The sequence below is a fragment of the Streptomyces sp. NBC_00029 genome (assembly GCF_045160505.1).
Classification (GTDB): domain Bacteria; phylum Actinomycetota; class Actinomycetes; order Streptomycetales; family Streptomycetaceae; genus Streptomyces.
Genome location: NZ_CP108292.1, coordinates 2,590,825 through 2,611,734, shown reverse-complemented (window position 1 = coordinate 2,611,734; position 20,910 = coordinate 2,590,825). Strand labels below are relative to the sequence as shown.

The following is a 20,910-nucleotide window of genomic DNA, read 5'->3' as shown; positions in this document are numbered from 1 at the left end:
GCGTCTACGCTGGAGCGCCGCACGAAGGCCACGTCTGTCGTCTGCGCCACATCCGTCATGCCGTACTGCCCGTCATGTCGGCCATGTCATCGAAATCCGGGCGCACATGACGGTCCGGCCGGCGCGCGGCCCGTGTCACCAACGCCACACCCCGAAACACGCCGAAACGCCCCGCCCCACCGCGTCCGCGAGGAGAACCGCCCCATGTCCGCAGACTCGCACCCCACGCTGCCGCCGGTACGGCTGCGCTCCGATGCGGAGCTGGCCCGCGACGCCCTCGGCGCCCCGCTGTTCGCGCGCGCCGTACGGCTCGCCCGCTGGGCCGGACCCGGCACCCGCGTCGGCGTCGGCGGTGAGCTCGCCGTCGACCAGCTGCCCGAGGCCGCCGCGGTGCTCGGCCTCGACCCCGCCGACGAGGACGGCGACGGGTACGCGAGCCAGGCCTGGCGCGTGGCCGTGGACACCGGTCTGGTCGACGTGACCGAGCCGGAGGACGACAACGGGGAGGGCGACGAGGAGCGCTTCGGCACGGCCGCGCCCGGCGAGGACCTCGCACTGGTGACGAGCGGTGCGCCCGGCGACGTACTCGACCTCTGGCTGGCGGCCCTGGACACGGTGCTCGCCGACGCCGCCGTGCCCGACCTGGACGACCTCGTCGACGCCCTCGACGCGGGCGGCGGGGTCGACTTCGACCGGCTGGACTGGAACCCGGGGCGCGAGGCCGACTTCCTCGACGGGGTTCTCGCCAACCTCTACCTGCTCACCGTCACCGAGCACGGGGCGGCGGACGGCCCGATTCCGCTGCCGGTGCTCGCCGCGTCGATGGTGGTGCCCGACGACATGGGCGAGCCGACCGATGCGGTGCTGGAGCAGGTCTCGGACGCGATGATGCGCCTCGACGACCAGTTCCGGCAGCTGGAGCCGATCGGCTTGGTGGAGTTCCGGCCCGTCGACGAGGAGCTGATGGCGGAGGCCGACGGCCCCCTGGAGCCGGGGACCGGCGGCGGGGCGGGCGGAGCGGGCGCCGTGGACGACGAGGACGTCTCCCGCTACGGGATGGTCCGGCTGACCCCCCTCGGCCTGTACGGGATCCGGGCCCGGATGCTGGAGGCCGGGGTCGATGCCCCGGCGGTCGGCGAACTGGCCGAGAAGGGCGCCGACGCCCTGCTGGACGCGGTCTCCTTCTACTCCGAGAGCGCCGCCCAGGCCGAGATCGAGCAGTGGCTGGCCGGCCGCGAACTGCCCGCCGCGGCCGCCGAACTGCTGGCCGCCGCCCGCGGGGACGACGAGGGCGGCCCGCTGCGCCGGCTCCGGTGCCAGCAGGCCCTCGCACCGGCCGGGCCGGAGGCCGAGCCCGCGGTCCGCTCGGTGCTGGACGACCCGGAGCTCGGCGGGCTCGCCCGGGTCTGGCTGGCGGAGCGCGGGATGAGGGACGTACCGGCGCCGGACGCGGAGATGGTGTTCTGGCTGACCGTCGACACGATCGCGGCGCAGCTCGCCACCGACGTGGAGACGGAGGAGCTGCCGCTCCTGATGGAGACCCTGACCGCTCATCACACGGGCTTCTTCGATCAGGTGTGGCGGGTGGAGCACCCGGCGACGGCGTACGTCCTGGAGGCCATGGGCCGGCTGCACCCGGACAAGAAGGCGGCCAAGGAGGCCCGTAAGGCCGCGTTCAAGGCGCGCTCCCGCCGCCCGGCCTGATCGAGGGGCTTCCCGGTCGTCGCTGCCGGACCCCGCCCGGCCCCCACCGCCCGGCAGGGGTCCGGCAGGGGTCCGGCAGGGACGACTCAGACCGTTCTGTGCCAGCCGCCGCCCGCAACGCCTCAGCCGGTGAGTTCGGGCCTGACCACAGGGAGCGCCCAGGGTTCCAGCGTTCCGTCGCAGAGCTCCGCCAGGAACTGGACCATTCCGCCCTCGTAGTGCCACCAGGCGCTGTTGTGGGAGCTGATGGTGACGGGCCAGCGGTCCGGATCGTCCCCGAGCACGCTCCAGAAGAACTCGTCGCCCTCCCTCGAGTTCCCCCAGAGCATCAGGACCGTCGGGGCGAGCTCGGCGGGACGCAGCTCGGGACCCTCTCCCCCGAGCTCCCTGGCCCACTCCTTGGCCCGGTCGCTCTCCTCGCCGGGCAAAGGGGCGGTGAGGGCCAGGAAGTCGTCCAGTTCGAAGGCCGGATACCACTCGGCGAGGGCCTTGAAGTCGGAGGGCAGAGCCGTTTTGAGCTCTTCCTCGACCGCGGGCCAGTCGAAAGCGGCCCGGTCCCTGCGACGCAGTTCCACCAGCCCGGGAACAGCGCGCTCCAGGGCGGCGATCGCCTCCTCCGGGTCGAGGATCCTGCGTACCGGCTTCTGGGTTCCTATGAGTTCTTCCACCAGCGCACCTGCCAGAACCCGTGCCCCCGACCGCAGGGCCGGGTGGTGCCCGGGCCGGATGCCCGGGAAGGCACCCGCAGGGCGGTGACAATGCGCCGTTCCTGGGGCCGGAGTTGGCCATTCCGGGGCGGACCAAGGGGTCGGTTCCCCTTGGTGGGTAGTTCAGCCGCCGTTCACGTGCGGGCGGGAGCGTGTGCGCCGACGACCGCACGACAGACGCACCACCTCCCCACCCCAGGAGCCCCGATGCCGCTCACCCGCAGAGACTTCACCGCCCGTACCGTCATCGCCGGCGCGGGAGTCGCGCTCACCGGGACGGTCGGCGCCCTGGCCACCGCCCCCGGTGCGCTCGCCGCCGAGGACGGCACCGGCCGCGACGAGCACGGGCGGCCCTGCGAGCCCGGTTACGGCCCGCTCGTCCCCGACCCGGCCGGTCTTCTCGCCCTGCCCGCCGGGTTCACGTACCGCGTCATCACGCACTGCGGTGTCACGAAGCTGGACTCCGGCGAGAGCACCCCGTCGAACCACGACGGGACGGCCGCCTTCGAGGGCCACCGGGGTGTCACCCTCCTCGTCAACAACCACGAGCTCAAGGGCAGGCGGGAGAGCTGGGCCCACCCCGTCCCGCTCGCCGAGGGCCTGGTCTACGACCCGGCCGCGGCCGGCGGCTGCACGGTCGTCGAGGTCCGCCGCGGCGGCGAGGTCGCCGAATGGGTGGGCATCGCCGGTACGTCGACCAACTGCGCGGGCGGCGCCACTCCCTGGGACACCTGGCTGACCTGCGAGGAGAACTCGGACCTCGCCGGCAAGAACGGCATGACCAAGGACCACGGCTACGTCTTCGAGGTCGACCCGCACGACCGGCGCGCCAACCAGGATCCCCGGCCGGTCAAGGCGTTCGGGCGCTACGACCACGAGGCCGTGGTCATCGACCCGCGCCAGGGCCACGCGTACCTGACCGAGGACGCCTCGGGCCCCAACGGCCTGCTCTACCGCTGGACCCCGCCCCGCGGCTTCCGCCACGGGCGCGGCAGGCTCCGTACGCTCGCGGCCGACGCCGGCGTGCTGCAGGCCGCCAAGTGCATCGACAGCACCGGCCGGTTCGTCGACGACCTCTCGCGCGCCGCGAGGATCGGCACCGTCTACGGGGTCGACTGGGTGGACGTGCCCGACCGCGACGCCCGGACCGTTCCGGTGCGCAAGCAGTTCACGGACGGCGTGGTGACGCGCGGACGCAAGCTGGAGGGCATGTGGTGGGCCGACGGCGGCGCGTACTTCGTCTCCTCCTACGCCCGTGAGGAGAGCCCGGGCACGGCCCACGACGGCCAGGTCTGGTTCTACGACCCCAAGCGGCGCACGATCCGGCTCACCGTCCTGATCGGGGTCAACGCGGATCCGTCGGCGGACGGCGGCTACGACGGCCCCGACAACATCACGGTGTCCCCGTACGGCGGTCTGATCATCGCGGAGGACGGCTCGGGGCTGCAGCACCTGTTCGGCGCGACCGCGTCGGGCCGCACCTACCCGCTGGCGCGCAACGAGCTGAACATCGGATCGGCCGAGGAGCCGGAGTACTCCGAATTCACCGGTGTCTGCTTCGCACCGGACGGGCGCACGCTGTACGCCAACATCCAGGACCCGGGGATCATGCTGGCCATCACCGGGCCGTGGCGGCGCACGCACTGACGCGTGCGCCGGCGCCGGAACCCGCCCGGCGCCCACGCCTCACTGGGCCGGGGAAACCTCCGCGTGGGAGGCCTCGGCCCACTCGGCGAGCAGGAACTCATACGCCTCCGAGGGCCACTCGCCGTCCACCCGGGTCTCGACAAGGTGCCGTATCGCCTCGTTCGCCTCGGCGGCGGACGGGCGGGCGGGCCCTGCGGGTGTGAGTGTCTCGTGCATGGTTTCAAGGCTACGGGCGGGCACTGACAGCCACCTACGGATTACGCGTGGCATCCATCACCCGCGATCCGGACCGGTGGCCGCATGTGCCCGCCCACCTGCTCAGAGTGCCTGTGAGGCCGGCTTGACCATGCCGCGCACTGTGCGCGACTTCACAAAGTCGCCCATGGCGGTCATCTCCCACTCACCGGAGAACTGCTTGATCAGCTTGGCCATCATCACGCCGGTCTGGGGCTCGGCGCTCGTGAGGTCGAAGCGCACCAGCTCCTCGCCACTGGCCGCGTCGATCAGGCGGCAGTAGGCCTTGGCCACGTCCGTGAACTTCTGGCCGGAGAAGGAATTGACCGTGAAGACCAGGCCGGTCGCGTCGGCGGGGATCCGGCCGAGGTCGACGACGATCACCTCGTCGTCGCCCGCGCCCTCACCCGTGAGGTTGTCGCCGGAGTGCTTGATCGCGCCGCCCAGGATGGACAGCTTGCCGAAGTAGCAGCTGTCGATGTGGTTGCGCTGGGGGCCGTACGCGATGACGGAGGCGTCGAGGTCGATGTCCCGGCCGCGGAAGGCGGGCTCCCAGCCGAGGCCCATCTTGACCTGGGAGAGCAGCGGGCGGCCGCCCTTGACCAGGGAGACGGTCTGGTTCTTCTGGAGGCTGACCCGGCCCTTGTCGAGGTTGATCTTTCCGGTGGCGGGGGCGGCGGCCGGGGGCGCGGAGGGTGCCACCGGGGCGGGGGCCGCGGGCGCCGAGGGGGTGGTCGCGCCGCCGAGCCAGGGCGAGGCCGGATAGGTGGCCGGCGGGGCCGGGGGCGCGACGGGCGCCGGGGCGGCGGGCGGGGCCACGGCCTGGGCCGGCGCGGGCTCCTCCTCCACGGAGACCCCGAAGTCGGTGGCGATGCCCGCGAGGCCGTTCGCGTACCCCTGGCCGACCGCGCGCACCTTCCACACGCCTCCGCGCTGGTAGATCTCGACGACGACCAGCGCGGTCTCGGTGCCCAGCTGCGGCGGGGTGAAGCCGGCGATCACCGTGCCGCCGTCGGCGTTGCGCACGGTGGCGGTGGGCTCGATGCCCTGGAAGCTCTGCCCGGCGGCGTCGGGGCTGGCCGTGACCACGATCCGCTCGATGCCGGGGGGCAGCGCGCCGGTGTCCACGGTGATCGAGTCCGGCGTCGAACCACCGCCGGACCGGTAGGTGACACCGGGCCCGGTGGGCTGGTTGAAGAAGATGAAGTCGGCGTCGGAACGCACCTTGCCGTCCGCCGTGAGGAGCAGGGCCGATACGTCGAGACGCACCGGCGCAGCCACGTCGACCGTCACACGAACGGCGTTGAGCGGCAGGTTGGATCCAGGGGTCATAGCGGTCATGCCGGGAGAACGACCGGAGGTGCTTTGCCGTTCCCTTACCCTCGCGGGATATTCGGGATATTTCAGCGCTGATTGCCCGGATGGCCGAGCGCGACGCGTTCGTTTTCGAACGTGTACGCGCCGTTGCGGCGGGCCGGTGTCCCGGCGGCGGGCTGTCAGCCGCCGTCGGGACACCGCGGGCACCGGGGGACAGCGGCGGCGGGACACCGGTGGGGCACCGGCGCCGGGACACCGGTAAGGCACCCGCGTCGGGGCGCCGTCGCGGGCGGGCCCCGCTCAGTCCCCGGTGACCTGGCGCGGCAGCCGCAGCGGGTTGGCCTCGCGCAGCTCCGCCGGAAGGAGCGCGTCCGGCACGGACTGGTAGGCCACCGGCCGCAGCCAGCGCTCGATCGCCGTACCGCCCACCGAGGTGGAGTGCGAGGTGGCCGCCGGGTAGGGACCGCCGTGGTGCTGGGCCGGGGCCACCGCGACCCCGGTCGGCCAGCCGTTGACCACGATCCGGCCCGCGAGCCCGGTGACCTGACCGATCAGCTCGGTGGCCGGGCCCGGCGCGCCCTCGGTCTCGGCGGCCGACAGCTGGAGGGTGGCGCTCAGGTTCCCGCCGAGGCGCCCGAGCACCGCGCCGGCCTCGCTCTGGTCGGCGTACCGCACGACGACGGTGACCGGACCGAAGCACTCCTCGAGGAGGAGGTCGTAGGCGCCGCCCTCCAGGAGGTGCCCGGCGCCCACGGTCAGGTAGCCCGCTCCGACGGTGTGCTCCCCGCCGGATCCGGGGGTGACGGGGGCCTCGACGCCCGGCAGCGCGGCCCGCTGCCGCACCCCGGAGACGAAGTTCTCCCGCATCCGGTGGTCGAGCAGCACCCCCGGCTCGGTCTCGCCGAGCGCCTTGGTGAGCTCGCCGGTGACCCGGTCGCCGTCCGCCCCCTCGGGGACCAGCACCAGGCCGGGCTTCACGCAGAACTGGCCGACGCCGAGGGTGACCGAGCCCGCGAGCCCGGCCCCGATCTCCTCGGCGCGTTCGGCGGCGGCGGCCGGGGTGACCACGACGGGGTTGAGGGAACCCAGTTCGCCGTGGAAGGGGATGGGCACGGGCCGGGCGGCGGCCGCGTCGAACAGGGCCCGCCCGCCCCGGATCGAACCGGTGAATCCGGCGGCCGCCACCAGCGGGTGGCGGATCAGCTCCAGGCCGGCGTCGAACCCGTGGACCACGCTCACCACTTCGGCCGGGAGACCGGTGGCGACCGCGGCCCGGCGCAGCAGCGAGGCGCACAGTTCGGAGGTGGCGGGGTGGTCCGGGTGCGCCTTGACGACCACCGGGCAGCCGGCGGCCAGCGCGCTCGCGGTGTCGCCGCCGGGGACGGAGAAGGCGAGCGGGAAGTTGGAGGCGGCGTAGACCGCGACCACGCCGAGCGGAACCTTGTAGCGGCGCAGTTCGGGGCGCGGCGGGCTGAGGGAGGGGTCGGCGCGGTCGATGCGAATGTCGAGGTAGGCCCCGGCGTCCACGGCGTCGGCGAAGGCGCGCAGCTGGCCGGTGGTGCGGGCCAGTTCGCCGGTGAGGCGGCCCGGTCCGAGCGCGGTCTCCGCGTCGGCGGCCTCGATGACGTGGGCGGCGGCCTCGTCCAGCAGTGCGGCGGCGGCGCGCAGGAAGGCGGCGCGGACGGTGGCGTCGGCGAGCGCGCCGCGGGCGGCGTGGGCCGCCCGTACGGATTCGTCCACCTCCTGGGATGTGGCCTCCACCGCAACCTGTTCGCGCTGCTTCCCGGTGCGGGGGTCCACACTCCAGACTGATGTCGTTGTCATGGCCCGCTGCCTCCTGGATCGTTCAGTATTCTGAACGCTGTTCCGGTGGATGAATGATCACATCTGCTGTGGACTCTATTTCCGCGTCCTCGGCGTGACAAGAGGCGATCAGAGGGGGAAGCAGGCGTATGACGACGACCGAGGCGGGGATCCCGGCCCAGGCGGCGCCGGTCAAATCGGCGGTGCGGACCGTCCTGCTCCTGGAGCACTTCGCGGCGCGGCCCGGGCTGCACAGCCTGGCCGACATCCAGAGCGACCTCTCCCTGCCCAAGTCCAGCCTCTACATGCTGCTGCGCACCCTGGTGAACCTGGGGTGGGTGGAGACGGACGCGACGGGCACGCGGTACGGCATCGGCGTACGGGCCCTGCTGGTCGGCAGCTCGTACATCGACGGGGACGAGGTCGTCGCCGCCGCCCGGCCCACCCTGGACCGGCTCTCCGACGACACGACGGAGACCATCCACCTGGCCCGGCTGGACGGAACGAGCGTGGTCTACCTCGCCACCCGGCAGTCCCAGCACTACCTGCGGCCCTTCACCCGGGTCGGGCGGCGGCTGCCCGTGCACTCGACGGCGCTGGGCAAGGCGCTGCTGGCCACGCACACCGACGAAGAGGTACGGGGGCTGCTGCCGCGCCGGCTGGAGGCGGTCACCGAGCACACGATCACCGACCGGGAGCGGCTGATCGAGGAGCTGGCGCTGGTGCGGGAGCAGGGGTACGCGGTGGACCGGGAGGAGAACACGCTCGGGCTGCGCTGCTTCGGGGTGGCCGTGCCGTACCGGACGCCGGCCCGGGACGCGGTCAGCTGTTCGGTGCCGGTGGCGCGGCTGACGGGGGAGCACGAACAGCTCATCAAGGCGGCGCTGTTCGAGGCGCGGGACCGGCTGTCGGTCGTGACGCGCCGCATGTGAGGCCGCGGCCGAGGCCGCAGGTGGTGAGTATCCGAGGCCGCACGGGGCGCGATGGGTGTGATGGGTGTGATGCGGGCGTGGTCCTCCCCCGCGTGGGGGAGGCGGTTCCCCTTCAAGGGGGAGGTGGCGGGGGCGCGCAGCCGCGACCGTTGAGTCATGAACACGCGAGAGGTGCAGTCGCAGTCGAGTGAGGTGACGGGCGCGAAGCAGCCGTTGCCCTTCCGCCCGGGGACCGGGCAGCGGATCCTGCGGGCGGTGGCCGTGGCCGCCACCGTGCCGTATGTGGGGCTCAAGGCGGCCTGGCTGGCCGGGAGCAGCCTCGGGATACCCGAGGGAAGCGTCCTGCGCGAGCAGGGCCCGTTCTTCACCGTGGCCAATTCCGTGACGCTGGCCATGGACGCCTGCGTGATCCTGCTCGTGCTCGTGCTCACCAGGCCCTGGGGTATACGGGTGCCGGCCTGGCTGCTGACCGTCCCGGTGTTCGTGGCCACCGGTCTGCTGACCCCGATCGTCGTCGCGTACCCCGGACAACTGCTCCTGCGGGCACTCGGGTTCGGACCCGACCCGGTGGTGGAGGCGGCGCGCGCACCCTTCCTGGACCCATGGGTGTTCGTGGTTGTCTACACCGGGTTCATCGTTCAAGGACTCGCCCTGGCCGGGCTGTTCGTGCCCTACGCGCGGGAGCGCTGGGGGCGGCGGTGGCAGGGCGTGACGGGGAAGCGGCTGCCGCCGTCCACGGGGGTGGTGGCGGCAGCCGCGGCGGTCGGCAGCCTGGCGATCGCGGCGGTGTACGGGTACTGGACCTTCGGCGGGACAGCAGGTCTGGGCGCCGCACATGTGGCCGACCGGTCCTCGGACACGGCCGTGGGGTCCGCGACCCACGCGCTGTGCGCGCTCGCCGCCGCGGCGGGAGCCCTGCTGCTCGCCCGCGGTGGAACGCTCCCGGCGAGCCGGCCGCTCGGCCTCGCCTGGATCGGCGGGGCGGCCACGCTGAGCTGGGGGGCGTGGATGCTGATCGCCTCGACGGGGCCGCAGCCGGCCGGGGGCGAAGGGCCTCCCGCCACCATGGTGTTGATCTATGCTGGCCAGGTGATCACCGGATTGCTCACCGGCACCGTCCTCATACGCTTCCTCACCGCACCACGCGCGGTGTGACCCGGCTGCTGGGCGCGGGGGCCCGGTGGCGCTGGGTGCACCTGATACTCGGCGGCGCCCTGCTCATGCCGTACTTCCTGCTCACGCAGGTGGTGGTCGGCGTGGCCGCCGGCGGGGTCAACGCGCTCAACTCGGCGCGGCTCACCTTCCTGGCCTACGGGCTCTCCCTGCCCCTCGTCGCCGTCACGGGGCTGTTCGGGCCGGTCCGGCCGATGTCGGTGACCGCCGTCCGGGCCATGTGCGCGGTGCCGGGGGAGCGGCTGGCCGACGGGCCGGCGAAATCCTGGGCCGCCCGGGGACGGGCCTCGGCCTGGTGGACCCTGCACCTGGGGACCGGAGCACTGATCAGCGGAATGACCCTCGCGGTGCCGCCCATGGCGGTCATGCTGATCGCGGTTCCGATCGTGGGCGGCCTGGAGGACGTCCGGTTGGGGTACGGCTGGTTCGCGACGGACGCCGGCCCGTACGGCGCCCCGTTGCTCGGGATCGGCCTGCTGGCCGGGCTCGTCCTGTGCGCCGCCGGGGCCGGGCAGCTGATGGCCCGCACGGCTCCCGTCCTGCTCGGGCCGACCGCCGCGGACAAGCTGGCCGCGGCCGAGGAGCGGGCCGCCGACCTGGCCGTGCGCAACCGGCTCGCGCGGGAGCTGCACGACGCGGTCGGGCACGCGCTGAGCGCCGTCACCCTCCAGGCGGTCGCCGCCCGGCGGATGCTGGAGCGCGATCCCGAGTTCGTACGGGAGGCGCTGGCCGCGATCGAGGACACCACCCGGCGGACGGTGGGCGAGCTGGACGCCGTACTGGGTCTGCTGCGGGACGGGGACCCGGCCCGGCCGGACGCCGCGCCCGCACCCACCCTCGGCGCCGACCTCGACGGGCTGCTGGCCCGCACCCGGGCCGCCGGCACCACCGTCACCGCGCACCAGGCCCCCGGACCCGTCGGGGACTGGGCCGCGCTCCCGGCGATCGCCTCCCGCGAGGCGTACCGGATCGTCCAGGAGGGTCTCAGCAACGCCCTGCGCCACGGCGCGGGCCCGGTGGATCTGCGGATCCGCGTACACGACGGCCCCGGCGCCGGCACCGCATCCCGTGAACTGGAGATCACCATGACCAATCCGCCCGCCGCCCCCGACGACCGGGAGCCCCGTACCACCGGGGGCCGCGGCCTGCGCGGCTCCGCGGAACGGGCCGCGCTGCTCGGCGGCAGCGTCGTGGCCGGCCCACACGGGGGCCTGTGGCGGCTGCGGGCCGTCCTCCCGCTCGCCGGGGGCGACCGGTGACCGGCCCCGCCCCGGCGGGCCGGCCGCCGCTGCGCATCGTGCTCTGCGACGACGAACGGATGGTCCGCACCGCGCTGCGGGTCATCCTGGAGGCCGAAGCCGATCTGGAGGTCGTCGGTGAGGCGGCCACCGGGGCCGAGGCGGTCTCGCTGGTCCGCTCGCTGACCCCCGACGTGGTGCTGATGGACGTCCGGATGCCCGAGATCGACGGCATCCGAGCCACCGAACAGATCCTCGCCACCATGGCCGAGCCGCCCCGGATCGTGGTCGTCACCACCTTCGAGAACGACGCCTACGTCTATGACGCGCTGCGTGCGGGAGCCGTCGGATTCCTCCTCAAACGGGCCGACCCCGACGAGCTGATCGGCGCGGTCCGGCTCGTCGCCCGCGGCGACTCCCTGCTCTTCCCGGCCGCCGTCCGCTCCCTCGCCGCCACGCGCACGGCCGGCGCCCCGCCCGCAGACGCGCCCTGGGTGGCCCGGCTCACCGACCGCGAGGCCGACGTACTGCGTCTGATGGCCACCGGGCTGTCCAACCACGAGATGAGCGAGCGCCTCGGGGTCGGGCCCCAGACGGTCAAGACGCACGTCGCGTCGGTCCTCACCAAGACCGGCTCCCGCGACCGCACCCAGGCGGTCATCGCGGCCTACGAGGGGGGCTTCATCATGAAGAAAGGCTGAGAACCCCGCCACAATCGGGGCAGAGCGGAACGGCGGGGAAGCCAGGGACGTCCTTCTGGGGGATGAACAAAACGATCAGGCGTGCGTCGGTCTTCTGTCTGCTCCTGGTGCTGGCCCTGCTGGTCCGCGTCACCTGGGTGCAGGCATACCAAGGCCAGGCCCTCGCAGACGACAAGCACAATCGCCGGAACCTCATCGGGCAGTACGAGAACCCGCTGGGGAACATCATCGTGGGCGGGGAGGCGATCACCGGCTCGGTGAAGACGGGCGGCAAGGACTTCGCCTACAAGCGGACGTACGTCGACGGCCCCCTCTACGCACCGATCACGGGCTACAGCTCCCAGGCCTACGGCACCACCATGCTGGAGGGCATCTACAAGAACGTGCTCAACGGCTCCGACAGCCGGCTGAAGACCGTGATGGACATGCTCACCAACAAGCGGGCAGCTCCCGGGAACGTCCTGACCACCATCGACAAGGACGTCCAGAAGGCCGCCTACGACGCGCTCCAGGGCAAGCAGGGCGCCGCCGTGGCCCTGGACCCCAGGACCGGCGAGATCCTGGCCGTGGTGAACAACCCCTCCTTCGACCCGGGCACCATCACCGGCGCCAACGACGAGAAGGCCTGGACCGAGCTCTCCGCCGACAAGGGCAAGGCCATGGAGAACGTGGCCCTGCGCAAGCCCCAGGCGCCCGGCTCCACCTTCAAGCTGGTCACCCTCGCCGCGGCGATCGAGAACGGTCTGGTCACCGACATCGACCGGCAGACCGGAATCCCCGACCCGTACACGATCCCCGGCACCCGCACCGCGCTGCCCAGCGAGGCCGGCTCCGCGGCCTGCAACAACGTCTCGGTGCGCACCGCCCTGCGGCTGTCCTGCAACAACGTCTTCGCGGAGCTCGCCTCCAAGCTCGGCCAGGACAAGATGCGGGCGACGGCCGAGAAGCTCGGGTTCAACGTGCAGATCGACACCCCGGTGCGCACCAACCCGTCGAGCAAGTACCCGTCGAAGAAGATGTCGGTCGACCAGGTCGCACAGACCGGCATCGGCCAGTTCGACGTACAGGCCACCCCGCTCCAGATGGCGATGGTCACGGCCGCGATCGAGAACGGCGGCAAGCTGGTCGCCCCGCACATGGTCTCCGAGGTCACCGACGCGGGCGGCGACGTGCTGGAGAGCTTCAAGGATCCGAAGTCCCAGCAGGTCATGGACGCGAAGACCGCCTCGATGATCCGCGACGCCATGCGCACGGTCGCCACCGAGGGCGGCGGCAAGCCGGCCCAGGTGTCGGGGGCCGAGGTGGGCGGCAAGACCGGTACCGCCCAGCGCGGCGTGAACAACAGCCTCGCCCCGCTGGCCTGGTTCACCTCCTACGGCAAGCAGGACGGCAAGCAGATCGCGGTGGCCGTGGTGATCGAGAACTCCGACACCGACCGCTCCGAGATCGGCGGCGGCAAACTGGCCGCACCCATCGCCCAGAAGATGATGGCGGCCTGGCTGAAGAAGTAGCGGCGGGAGCCGCACTGTGACGCGCCGGGAACCGCCGAGGGGCCCGGCGCGTTTCCTTTCCCATGATCAGAACCGCACAGGCAGCCGACCTCCCCGCGATCGCCGCCCTGCACACCAGGGCCCGTGCCACCTACTACCAGGGACACATTCCCGAGCAGGCGTACCTGGGTGACGCCGAACTCCAGCGGACCCGCGAGGGCTGGTCGCGGGCCATATCCCGGGACGCCGCAGAAGGAGGCGTGCTCTGCGCCGAGCAGGACGGTGAGCTGACCGGGGTCGCCGCGTACCGCACACAGGACGGCGAGACCACGCTCACCCAGCTCCATGTGGACCCGGTCCACTGGCGCCACGGCACGGGAGCCGCCCTCCACGCCGCCTGCGTGGAGCTCTGGCGGCGGGCCGGGATCGACCGGGTCCGCCTGGAGGTCTACGAGCACAACCTCCGCGCCCGGGCCTTCTACGCGACCCGGGGCTGGCTCGCGGACCCGTCGGCCCCCCACGCCGGCACCCACGTCACCCTCTGGCTGCAGCTGGGCGACGTGCCGGACCCGTCGGGGGACTGAGCCCGGGGAATCATCCCGGGGGCTGAGTCCGGGGAATGAGACGGGGCAGCGGACGGTTGAACCGCAAACCGTTTCATTCCCCATCCGAACCCGGAGAAAAGAAGGATCATGCGCGTCGAGATCTGGAGCGACATCGCCTGCCCCTGGTGCTACATCGGCAAGGCCCGTTTCACCAAGGGCCTGGCCGAGTTCGCGCACCGCGACGAGGTGGAGGTCGTCTTCCGGTCCTTCGAGCTCGACCCGAACGGCGCGAAGGGTGTCACCGCCCCCGTCGTGGAGATGCTCGCCAAGAAGTACGGCCGCACCCTCGACGAGGCGCGCGGCATGGAGGAGCACGTCGCCGCCAGCGCCCGTGCGGAGGGGCTCACCTACCGCACCGACGGCCGCGACCACGGCAACACCTTCGACATCCACCGGCTGCTGCACCTGGCCGCGGCCCGCGGCCGCCAGGAGCAGCTGCTCGACCTCGCGTACCGGGCCAACTTCGGCGAGGAGCGCTCGGTCTTCGACCCCGAGGTGCTGATCGCGCTCGCCGTCGAGGCCGGGCTGGACGAGGCCGAGGCCCGCTCCGTCCTCGCCGACGACTCCGCCTACGCCGACGAGGTCCGGGCCGACGAGCGCGAGGCCGCCGAGCTGGGTGCGAACGCCGTGCCGTTCTTCGTCCTCGACCGCCGCTACGGGATCTCCGGCGGCCAGCCGGCCGAGGTGTTCACCCGCGCCCTGGAGCAGGCGTGGGCCGGGCGCGAGGTCGAGGAACCGGCCGCAGCGGCCGAGGCCTGCGAGCCCGACGGGGCGTGCGCGGTCCCGCAGGCATAAGGAATACTTTGAGCGGGGGCAGGAAACTCGGCAATGGACTTTGGGTTGCTCCTGGAGGAGAGTTGAAGGCATGGATCTTCCGCTCGCCGAAGCGACCCGTGCCGAGTTCGCCCACTCCACCACCTACCTGAACACCGCCAATTGCGGAGTCGTCCCGCGTTCCGCCGTCGCGGCCGTACGGGAGCTGGCCGAGGCGGCGGGGGCCGGGGTCCCCGCCGGTTTCGGTGACTTCGACCGCGTGAACGGGGCCCGGGCGTCCTTCGCCCGCCTGGTCGGCGTGGACCCCGAGCGCGTGTCCGTCGGCTCGGCCGTGTCCACCCATGTCGGTCTCGTCGCCGCCTCGCTCCCGCCCGGCGCCGAAGTGCTCTGCCCCGAGGGTGAGTTCGCCTCGGTGATCAATCCCTTCGTGGTCCGGGGCGACCTCAAGGTGCGCTTCGCGCCCCTCGAGTCCGTCGCCGGGGCGGTCGGTGCCGGCACCGCCCTGGTCGCGCTGAGCGCCGTGCAGTCCGCGGACGGCCGCAAGGCCGACCTGGCCGCGGTGCGCGCGGCGGCGACGGCCCACGGGGCCCGGATGCTCGTCGACGCGACCCAGGCGGCGGGCTGGCTCCCCTTCGATGCCTCGCCGTACGAGTACACGGTCACCGGGGGCTACAAGTGGCTGCTCGGCGTGCGCGGGGCCTCGTACCTGACGGTGTCGCGGAAGGCCCAGGACACGCTGACCCCGCTGCACGCCGGATGGGTGGCGGCCGAGTCGATGTGGGACTCCACCTACGGTCCGATGCCGCAACTCGCCCGCGGAGCGCGCCGGTTCGACGAGTCCCCGGCCTTCCTCGCCTACCACGCCTCCGAGCGCGCGCTCGCCCTGCTGGAGCGGATCGGCATCGAGAACGTGCACGCGCACGACACCGCCCTCGCCGCCCGCTACCGGGCCGGGCTCGCCGGCCTCGGCCACGAGCCCGTCCCCGGGGACTCCGCCATCGTCTCCGTGCCGGGTCTCGCCGACCGCCGGCCCGCCCTGCAGGCGGCCGGCATCGCCACGTCCGCCCGTGCGGGCCTGCTGCGGGCCTCCTTCCACCTCTACAACACCGAGGCGGACGTGGACCGGCTCCTGGACGCCCTCTCCGCCTCCTGACGCCGCGGAGCCCGCGCGTACAGTGCCGCCATGAGCGATGTGAGCGCCGTGGGCGATGTGCTGCACGTGAAGGGGCGGGTACTGGTCGGGCCCGACGAGGTCCGTGACGAGCTCTGGGTGGTGGGCGGCCGGATCTCGTACGAGCGCCCGCCCGGCGCCCGCGAGATCACCACGGTGACCGGCTGGGCCCTGCCCGGACTGGTCGACGCGCACTGCCACGTGGGGCTGGACGCCCACGGCCCGGTCGACGCCGAGACCGCCGAGCGCCAGGCCCTCACCGACCGCGACGCGGGCACCCTCCTCATCCGGGACGCCGGATCGCCCTCGGACACCCGCTGGATCGACGACCGCGAGGACCTGCCGAAGATCATCCGGGCCGGCCGGCACATCGCGCGCACCCGCCGCTACATCCGCAACTACGCCCACGAGATCGAGCCCGCCGACCTCGTCGAGTACGTGGGCCGCGAGGCGCTGCGCGGCGACGGCTGGGTCAAGCTCGTCGGTGACTGGATCGACCGCGACGCCGGTGACCTCGCGGCCTGCTGGCCGCGCGCCGAGGTCGAGGCGGCCATCGCCGAGGCGCACCGGCTCGGAGCCCGGGTCACGGCGCACTGCTTCGCCGAGGACTCGCTGCGCGACCTGGTCGAGGCGGGCATCGACTGCATCGAACACGCCACCGGCCTCACCGAGGACACCATCCCGCTGTTCGCGGAGCGCGGGGTCGCGATCGTCCCCACGCTCGTGAACATCGCGACGTTCCCGAAGATGGCGGCGGGCGGCGAGGCGAAGTTCCCGCGCTGGTCCGGGCACATGCGAAGGCTCCACGAACGGCGGTACGACACCGTCCGCGCCGCCTACGACGCGGGCATCCCGGTCTACGTCGGCACCGACGCGGGAGGTTCCCTGCCGCACGGCCTGGTCGCTGCAGAGGTCGCGGAGCTGGTGAAGGCCGGGATCCCGGCGATCGAGGCCCTGTCGGCCACGACCTGGGCGGCCCGCGAATGGCTCGGCCGGCCGGGCCTGACCGAGGGGGCGCCCGCCGACCTCGTGGTCTACGCCGCTGACCCGCGGGCCGACGTACGGACGCTCGCGCAGCCGCTGCGGGTCGTCGTGAACGGCGGAATCCGGGCCTGAGCCCCGCGTCGGCACCCTGTTGACGTCGCGTGACATCGGTGGCCCGTCGGTCGTTGAAGACGACCGCACGGGCCGGATGTCCGTGAAAGGGGAGAACTCTCGTTCTTCATGAGGCGCAATGATTCGAATGTGCGCCCGGAAACCACCCTTTGGGGTGAAGTAACGTCAGGTTGCCCCCCGTTCACCCACAGTGCGTAAAGATTCCGGGGTCGAGGCCGTCGGCGCGCGCAATGTCCCCCATTGGCGCCGCGACGGCGCCCAACTCCCCGGGGGTTCCACCACCTTGAACAGCCATACCTTCCGCATGCCCGCGGCCGTCCTGCTCGCCACGGGAGTGGTCGCCCTCCTCACCGCCCCGCCCGCCTTCGCCACGGGAGGCGGCGGGGCCGGGGGCGAGGGCAAGGCCAACGCGGTCGTCCTGCGAGCCGGGCTGGACGTGGGTCTGCTCAACAAGACCGTCCACGTCCCGCTGAAGGCGACCCTCAACGAGGTCAGCGCCCCGGCGACGGCCGAGAAGACGGCGCTGGCCGTCACCCTGGACGGTGTCGAGGGGAACCGCCCGGTCAGTGTCCTGCGCGCGACCGTCGCCACGTCCAAGGCGACCGCCGACAAGACCCGGGCCGAGGCGGAGGCCAACCTCGCCAAGGCCTCCGTCCACGTGCCCGGACTGCCGCTGCTCTCCCTGATCGAGGTGGAGAAGGTCACCTCCAAGGCCGTCTGCGAGGCGGGCAAGAAGCCGGTGGCCAGCGCGAACGTCCTCGGCAAGGTGACCGCGCTCGGCAGGAAGGTCACCCTCACGGCCGGCGGCCCCACCAAGGTCGACGTCCCCGGCGTGGGCCAGGTCCACCTGGAGCTGTCCGGTACGGAGACCACCTCCACCACGGCCGCCGCGGCCGCGCTCCGCCTGAAGGTGTCGGTGAACCCGCTGAACCTGAACGTGGCCAAGGTCGACGGCGAGATCGTGCTCGCCGAGGCGCGCTGCGAGTCCCCGGCGGGCGCCGCGCCCGCGTCGGCCCCGCCCGTGAAGACGGACGTCAAGCCGCAGGCCGGGACGGGGACCGGCTCCGGCATCGCGTCCGGTACCACCGGCGCCAACCTCGCCGAGACCGGCGGCGGTTCACTGACTCCCTACGTCGCGGGCGGGGCGCTGACCCTGCTCGCCATCGGCGGGGGCGCCCTCCTGCTGACCCGGCGGGGCAGGGCCTCGTAGGACGGGCGGGAGCCCCGGGCCGCCGTCCGGCGTGCCCGACCCGGGGAGCACTTGGAGGGGAGTGCTCGACGGGTGGCGGGGGCGGGCGGGCGGCGTGCCGTCCCGGGGAGCACCTGGAGGGGAGTGCTCAACCGGGCGGCATGCCCAACGGACGACGTGCTCAGCGGGCGGCGTGCTCGATGGGCGGCGTGCTCAGCGGGCCGCGTGCTCCAGTCCCTGCCCGCCCGCGCCGCGTGACATCACCGCTTCGGTGACCTGCCGGTCGATCCGCGCGTACTCGCTCCGCTTCGCGTCCGGGAGCGAGGTGTCCGAGGCCGCGCAGGAGGCGCACACGACGCGGAACGGAGGCCCCATGTCCGAGTACTGCGTGAGGAATTCGGCCTTCACCACCTCCCAGCGGCCAGGACGGCCGGCCGCCGGGGAGAAGGTGAAGCGGGGGACCGAGGACTGGTTGCCGCGGAGTTTGTCGGCCGGGACGAAACTGGCGACCTGGTCGCCCATGCCGAAGACCACCCAGGTGCCGTTGATCTTCTCGTAGGGCTGTGGAACGTGGTTGTGCGTGCCGATGATCAGGTCGATGTCGGGGAGGCCGTCGGCCGAGCGGGAGGCGGTCAGCGCCTGCGCCAGTTCCTTCTGCTGCTCGTCGGGCGCCGTCTGCCATTCGGTGCCCCAGTGGACGCTCAGCACCACCACGTTCGCACCACCCGCCCGCGCGGCCCGGGCGTCGGCGATGATCCGGTCCTTGTCGATCAGGTTGACGGCCCACGGCTTGCCCTCGGGAAGCGGGATGCCGTTCGTGCCGTACGTGTAGGAGAGCTGGGCGACCTTCGCGCCGCCCGCCGCCATCAGTGCCGGATTCCTGGCCTCCTCGGCGCTGCGGGCCGACCCGACGTGCGGGACGCCGACGCGGTCGAGGTGCTCCAGGGTGCGGGCGAGGCCCTCGTAGCCGTCGTCCAGGGTGTGGTTCGAGGCGGTGGAACAGCTGTCGTACCCGGCGTCCTTGAGGGCGTCCGCGAGCTGGTGCGGGGCCTTGAAGGTGGGATAGCCGGTGTAGGGGCCGCCGGGGCGGCCGTACGGTATCTCGTGGTGGCATATCGCAAGGTCGGCGGTGGAGACCAGGGGTTTGACCCCGGCGAGTATCTTCCGGAAGTCGTGCCCTCCGGCCGTGTCCGCGTCGTCCGCGGACCGCTGGATTATGGAGGGGTACGGGATGATGTCGCCCGTCGCCACCAGCGTGAACGGCTTCCCGGCGGCGGGAGCGGCGGCGGATTCCTCGGGCCGGCCCGCCTCGCCCTGCCCCGCCTCGCCCTGCCCCGGCTCGCCCCGGAGCCGCTGTTCCGTGGCGGGCGCCGCGCCGCTGTCGAGCAGCCGCGGTACGGCGTAGATCCCGCCGCCCACTACGGCCAGCCCGGCCAGCGCCGCGCCGATCCTGGCGGATGCCTTCATTCCCGACCCCCGATGTCGTACGCCGATGCGGGGATTCTCGTCCGGCCCCGCGCCCTCCACCATGGCACGCGGCCGTACGGGTGAATCGGGCACCGGCGCGGAACCGGCCCGCGATCGCCGCCGGGTCAGTGCCCGGTCAGTGCGAGGGCGTGGTCCATGGCCTGCAGCAGCCGGCCCGTCGTCGCCCGGTCGCGCACCGCCAGCCGCAGCCAGGAGTGGTCCAGCCCCGGGAAGGTGTCCCCGCGGCGGACGGCGAAGCCGAGCGCGCGCAGCCGGGTGCGGACCTCGGCCCCGGCCGCCACCCGGATCAGGACGAACGGCCCCTCCGCCTCCCCGACGACCGTCACCTCGTCGAACTCCGCCAGCCCGGCCAGCAGATGCGCCCGGTCCACCGCGATCCGCCGGGCCGCCTCCTCCGCCTCGGCCAGCGCCGCCGGAGCCACACAGGCCTCGGCCGCCACCAGCGCCGGGGTCGACACCGGCCAGAGCGGCTGCGCGGCCGCCAGTTGCGCGATCACCTCGGGCTCGGCCAGCACGTAGCCGATCCGCAGCCCCGCCAGCCCCCACGTCTTGGTCAGGCTCCGCAGCACCACCAGCCCCGGCAGGTCCATCCGGCCGGCCAGGGCCTCCCGCTCGCCCGGGACGGCGTCCATGAACGCCTCGTCCACCACCAGGATCCGGCCCGGCCGGGCCAGCGACGCCAGCGTTCCCGCCGGGTGCAGCACGGACGTCGGGTTGGTCGGATTGCCGATCACCACCAGGTCCGCGTCCTCGGGAACGGCCGCGGGGTCGAGCCGGAAGCCGTCCGCGGCCCGCAGCACCACCCGCTCGACCCGGTGCCCCGCGTCCCGCAGGGCCGCTTCCGGCTCGGTGAACTGCGGGTGCACCACGACCGGCCGTACGGCTCCCAGGGCCCGCGCGATCAGTACGAAGGCCTCCGCGGCCCCGGCCGTCAACAGCACCCGCTCGACCGGCAGCCCGTGCCGAGCCGCCACCGCCGCGCGGGCGGGCCGCCCGTCGGGGTATGCGGCGAGATCCCCGAGGGAGGCGGCGATCCGCTGCTTGAGCCAGTCCGGCGGCGTCTGCGCACGTACGTTGACCGCCAGGTCCACCAGCGCGGAGCCCGCGTCGATCACCTCGGCGTCCCCGTGGTGGCGCAGGTCGTGCGCGTGCGCCGTGGCCACCGCGCAGGTCGCCGCCACCGACCGCCTCTTGGGCACGAGGAGTTCCCCGCCGTTCGCGAGGGCGGCGGCCTCCGCCACCGACGGGGTCCCGGCGGCCGTGCGCGTGGCCTCCGAGGGATGCGGAACGGCGATGGCGGCCAGCCGTTCGGCCGGGTAGCTCACCAGGGGAACGCCGAAACGTTTCGCCGCACCGGTGATCCCGGGCTCGTCCGCCTTCGACTCCACGGTGGCCAGCGCCGTCACCGCCCCCACGGCCAGCCCGGCCCCCCGCAGCGTCTCCTCGACCAGGGCGCAGACCTCCGCGACGGAGACCCCCGCGCGTCCGCCGACCCCGACCACCACCTGCGTCGTGTACTCGCCCACCGGGGATCCTCCCTCCGTAGCCACCGTCACCAACACCGCCTCCGGCCCATTACCGGCGTCCGCAGCCCGGTCGTCAACACTCCGCCGCCCACCAC

General features: G+C 73.2%; 18 protein-coding genes. 12 read left to right on the top strand and 6 right to left on the bottom strand.

The window, feature by feature from the left end; genetic code table 11:
• Positions 1–204 precede the first annotated feature (204 nt).
• The gene (locus OG753_RS12535; protein WP_327261885.1) at positions 205–1,704 is read left to right on the top strand and encodes a hypothetical protein; all 1,500 of its coding nucleotides are present in this window, start codon (positions 205–207) and stop codon (positions 1,702–1,704) included.
• A gap of 122 nt (positions 1,705–1,826) precedes the next feature.
• Here OG753_RS12535 and OG753_RS12530 read toward each other — a convergent pair whose 3' ends face one another.
• Complete coding sequence (locus OG753_RS12530; RefSeq protein ID WP_405788454.1) at positions 1,827–2,372, bottom strand: hypothetical protein; 546 nt, start codon at positions 2,370–2,372, stop codon at positions 1,827–1,829.
• A gap of 246 nt (positions 2,373–2,618) precedes the next feature.
• Here OG753_RS12530 and OG753_RS12525 point away from each other — a divergent pair, with 246 nt between their 5' ends.
• The gene (locus OG753_RS12525; RefSeq protein ID WP_327261883.1) at positions 2,619–4,058 is read left to right on the top strand and encodes an alkaline phosphatase PhoX; all 1,440 of its coding nucleotides are present in this window, start codon (positions 2,619–2,621) and stop codon (positions 4,056–4,058) included.
• Between the two features lie 39 nt (positions 4,059–4,097).
• Here OG753_RS12525 and OG753_RS12520 read toward each other — a convergent pair whose 3' ends face one another.
• From OG753_RS12520 to OG753_RS12510, 3 genes are all read right to left on the bottom strand, one after another.
• A complete protein-coding gene (locus OG753_RS12520) occupies positions 4,098–4,274 on the bottom strand; it encodes a hypothetical protein (RefSeq protein WP_327261882.1) in 177 nt (58 codons plus the stop codon).
• Between the two features lie 102 nt (positions 4,275–4,376).
• Positions 4,377–5,633 (bottom strand): TerD family protein, encoded by a 1,257-nt coding sequence (locus OG753_RS12515; protein WP_327261881.1) that lies wholly within the window; start codon positions 5,631–5,633, stop codon positions 4,377–4,379.
• Between the two features lie 276 nt (positions 5,634–5,909).
• Complete coding sequence (locus tag OG753_RS12510; RefSeq protein WP_327261880.1) at positions 5,910–7,433, bottom strand: aldehyde dehydrogenase (NADP(+)); 1,524 nt, start codon at positions 7,431–7,433, stop codon at positions 5,910–5,912.
• 128 nt (positions 7,434–7,561) lie between these two features.
• On the opposite strand from OG753_RS12510, the gene OG753_RS12505 reads away from it, so the two are divergent.
• The 10 genes from OG753_RS12505 to OG753_RS12460 all read left to right on the top strand — a co-directional run bounded on the left by OG753_RS12505 (position 7,562) and on the right by OG753_RS12460 (position 17,822).
• Entirely contained in the window at positions 7,562–8,344 is a 783-nt protein-coding gene (locus OG753_RS12505; protein ID WP_327261879.1) for an IclR family transcriptional regulator, read from the top strand.
• A gap of 156 nt (positions 8,345–8,500) precedes the next feature.
• Positions 8,501–9,499 (top strand): hypothetical protein, encoded by a 999-nt coding sequence (locus OG753_RS12500; protein WP_327261878.1) that lies wholly within the window; start codon positions 8,501–8,503, stop codon positions 9,497–9,499.
• Positions 9,496–10,776, top strand: coding sequence for a histidine kinase (locus OG753_RS12495; protein ID WP_327261877.1), 1,281 nt, complete (start codon positions 9,496–9,498; stop codon positions 10,774–10,776). The genes OG753_RS12500 and OG753_RS12495 overlap by 4 nt, the downstream gene beginning before the upstream one ends.
• 59 nt (positions 10,777–10,835) lie before the next feature.
• Positions 10,836–11,456 carry a response regulator gene (locus OG753_RS12490; RefSeq protein ID WP_383190285.1) on the top strand — a complete coding sequence of 207 codons (621 nt, stop codon included), beginning with the start codon at positions 10,836–10,838 and terminating at the stop codon, positions 11,454–11,456.
• A gap of 62 nt (positions 11,457–11,518) precedes the next feature.
• Positions 11,519–12,967, top strand: coding sequence for a peptidoglycan D,D-transpeptidase FtsI family protein (locus OG753_RS12485; RefSeq protein ID WP_405788450.1), 1,449 nt, complete (start codon positions 11,519–11,521; stop codon positions 12,965–12,967).
• Between the two features lie 62 nt (positions 12,968–13,029).
• A complete protein-coding gene (locus tag OG753_RS12480; protein WP_405788448.1) occupies positions 13,030–13,530 on the top strand; it encodes a GNAT family N-acetyltransferase in 501 nt (166 codons plus the stop codon).
• Between the two features lie 108 nt (positions 13,531–13,638).
• Entirely contained in the window at positions 13,639–14,346 is a 708-nt protein-coding gene (locus tag OG753_RS12475; RefSeq protein ID WP_327261874.1) for a DsbA family oxidoreductase, read from the top strand.
• Positions 14,347–14,416: 70 nt separating this feature from the next.
• Positions 14,417–15,478: an aminotransferase class V-fold PLP-dependent enzyme gene (locus OG753_RS12470; RefSeq protein WP_405788446.1), complete on the top strand. Its 1,062-nt coding sequence runs from the start codon at positions 14,417–14,419 to the stop codon at positions 15,476–15,478.
• 30 nt (positions 15,479–15,508) lie between these two features.
• Positions 15,509–16,612: an amidohydrolase family protein gene (locus tag OG753_RS12465; protein WP_405788445.1), complete on the top strand. Its 1,104-nt coding sequence runs from the start codon at positions 15,509–15,511 to the stop codon at positions 16,610–16,612.
• A gap of 283 nt (positions 16,613–16,895) precedes the next feature.
• Positions 16,896–17,822: an SCO1860 family LAETG-anchored protein gene (locus OG753_RS12460; protein WP_405788443.1), complete on the top strand. Its 927-nt coding sequence runs from the start codon at positions 16,896–16,898 to the stop codon at positions 17,820–17,822.
• Between the two features lie 192 nt (positions 17,823–18,014).
• On the opposite strand, the gene OG753_RS12455 is transcribed toward OG753_RS12460, so the two are convergent.
• Positions 18,015–19,268 carry a CapA family protein gene (locus tag OG753_RS12455; protein ID WP_405788441.1) on the bottom strand — a complete coding sequence of 418 codons (1,254 nt, stop codon included), beginning with the start codon at positions 19,266–19,268 and terminating at the stop codon, positions 18,015–18,017.
• 125 nt (positions 19,269–19,393) lie between these two features.
• Entirely contained in the window at positions 19,394–20,815 is a 1,422-nt protein-coding gene (gene cobC / locus OG753_RS12450) for an Rv2231c family pyridoxal phosphate-dependent protein CobC (protein WP_327261869.1), read from the bottom strand.
• Positions 20,816–20,910 lie beyond the last annotated feature (95 nt).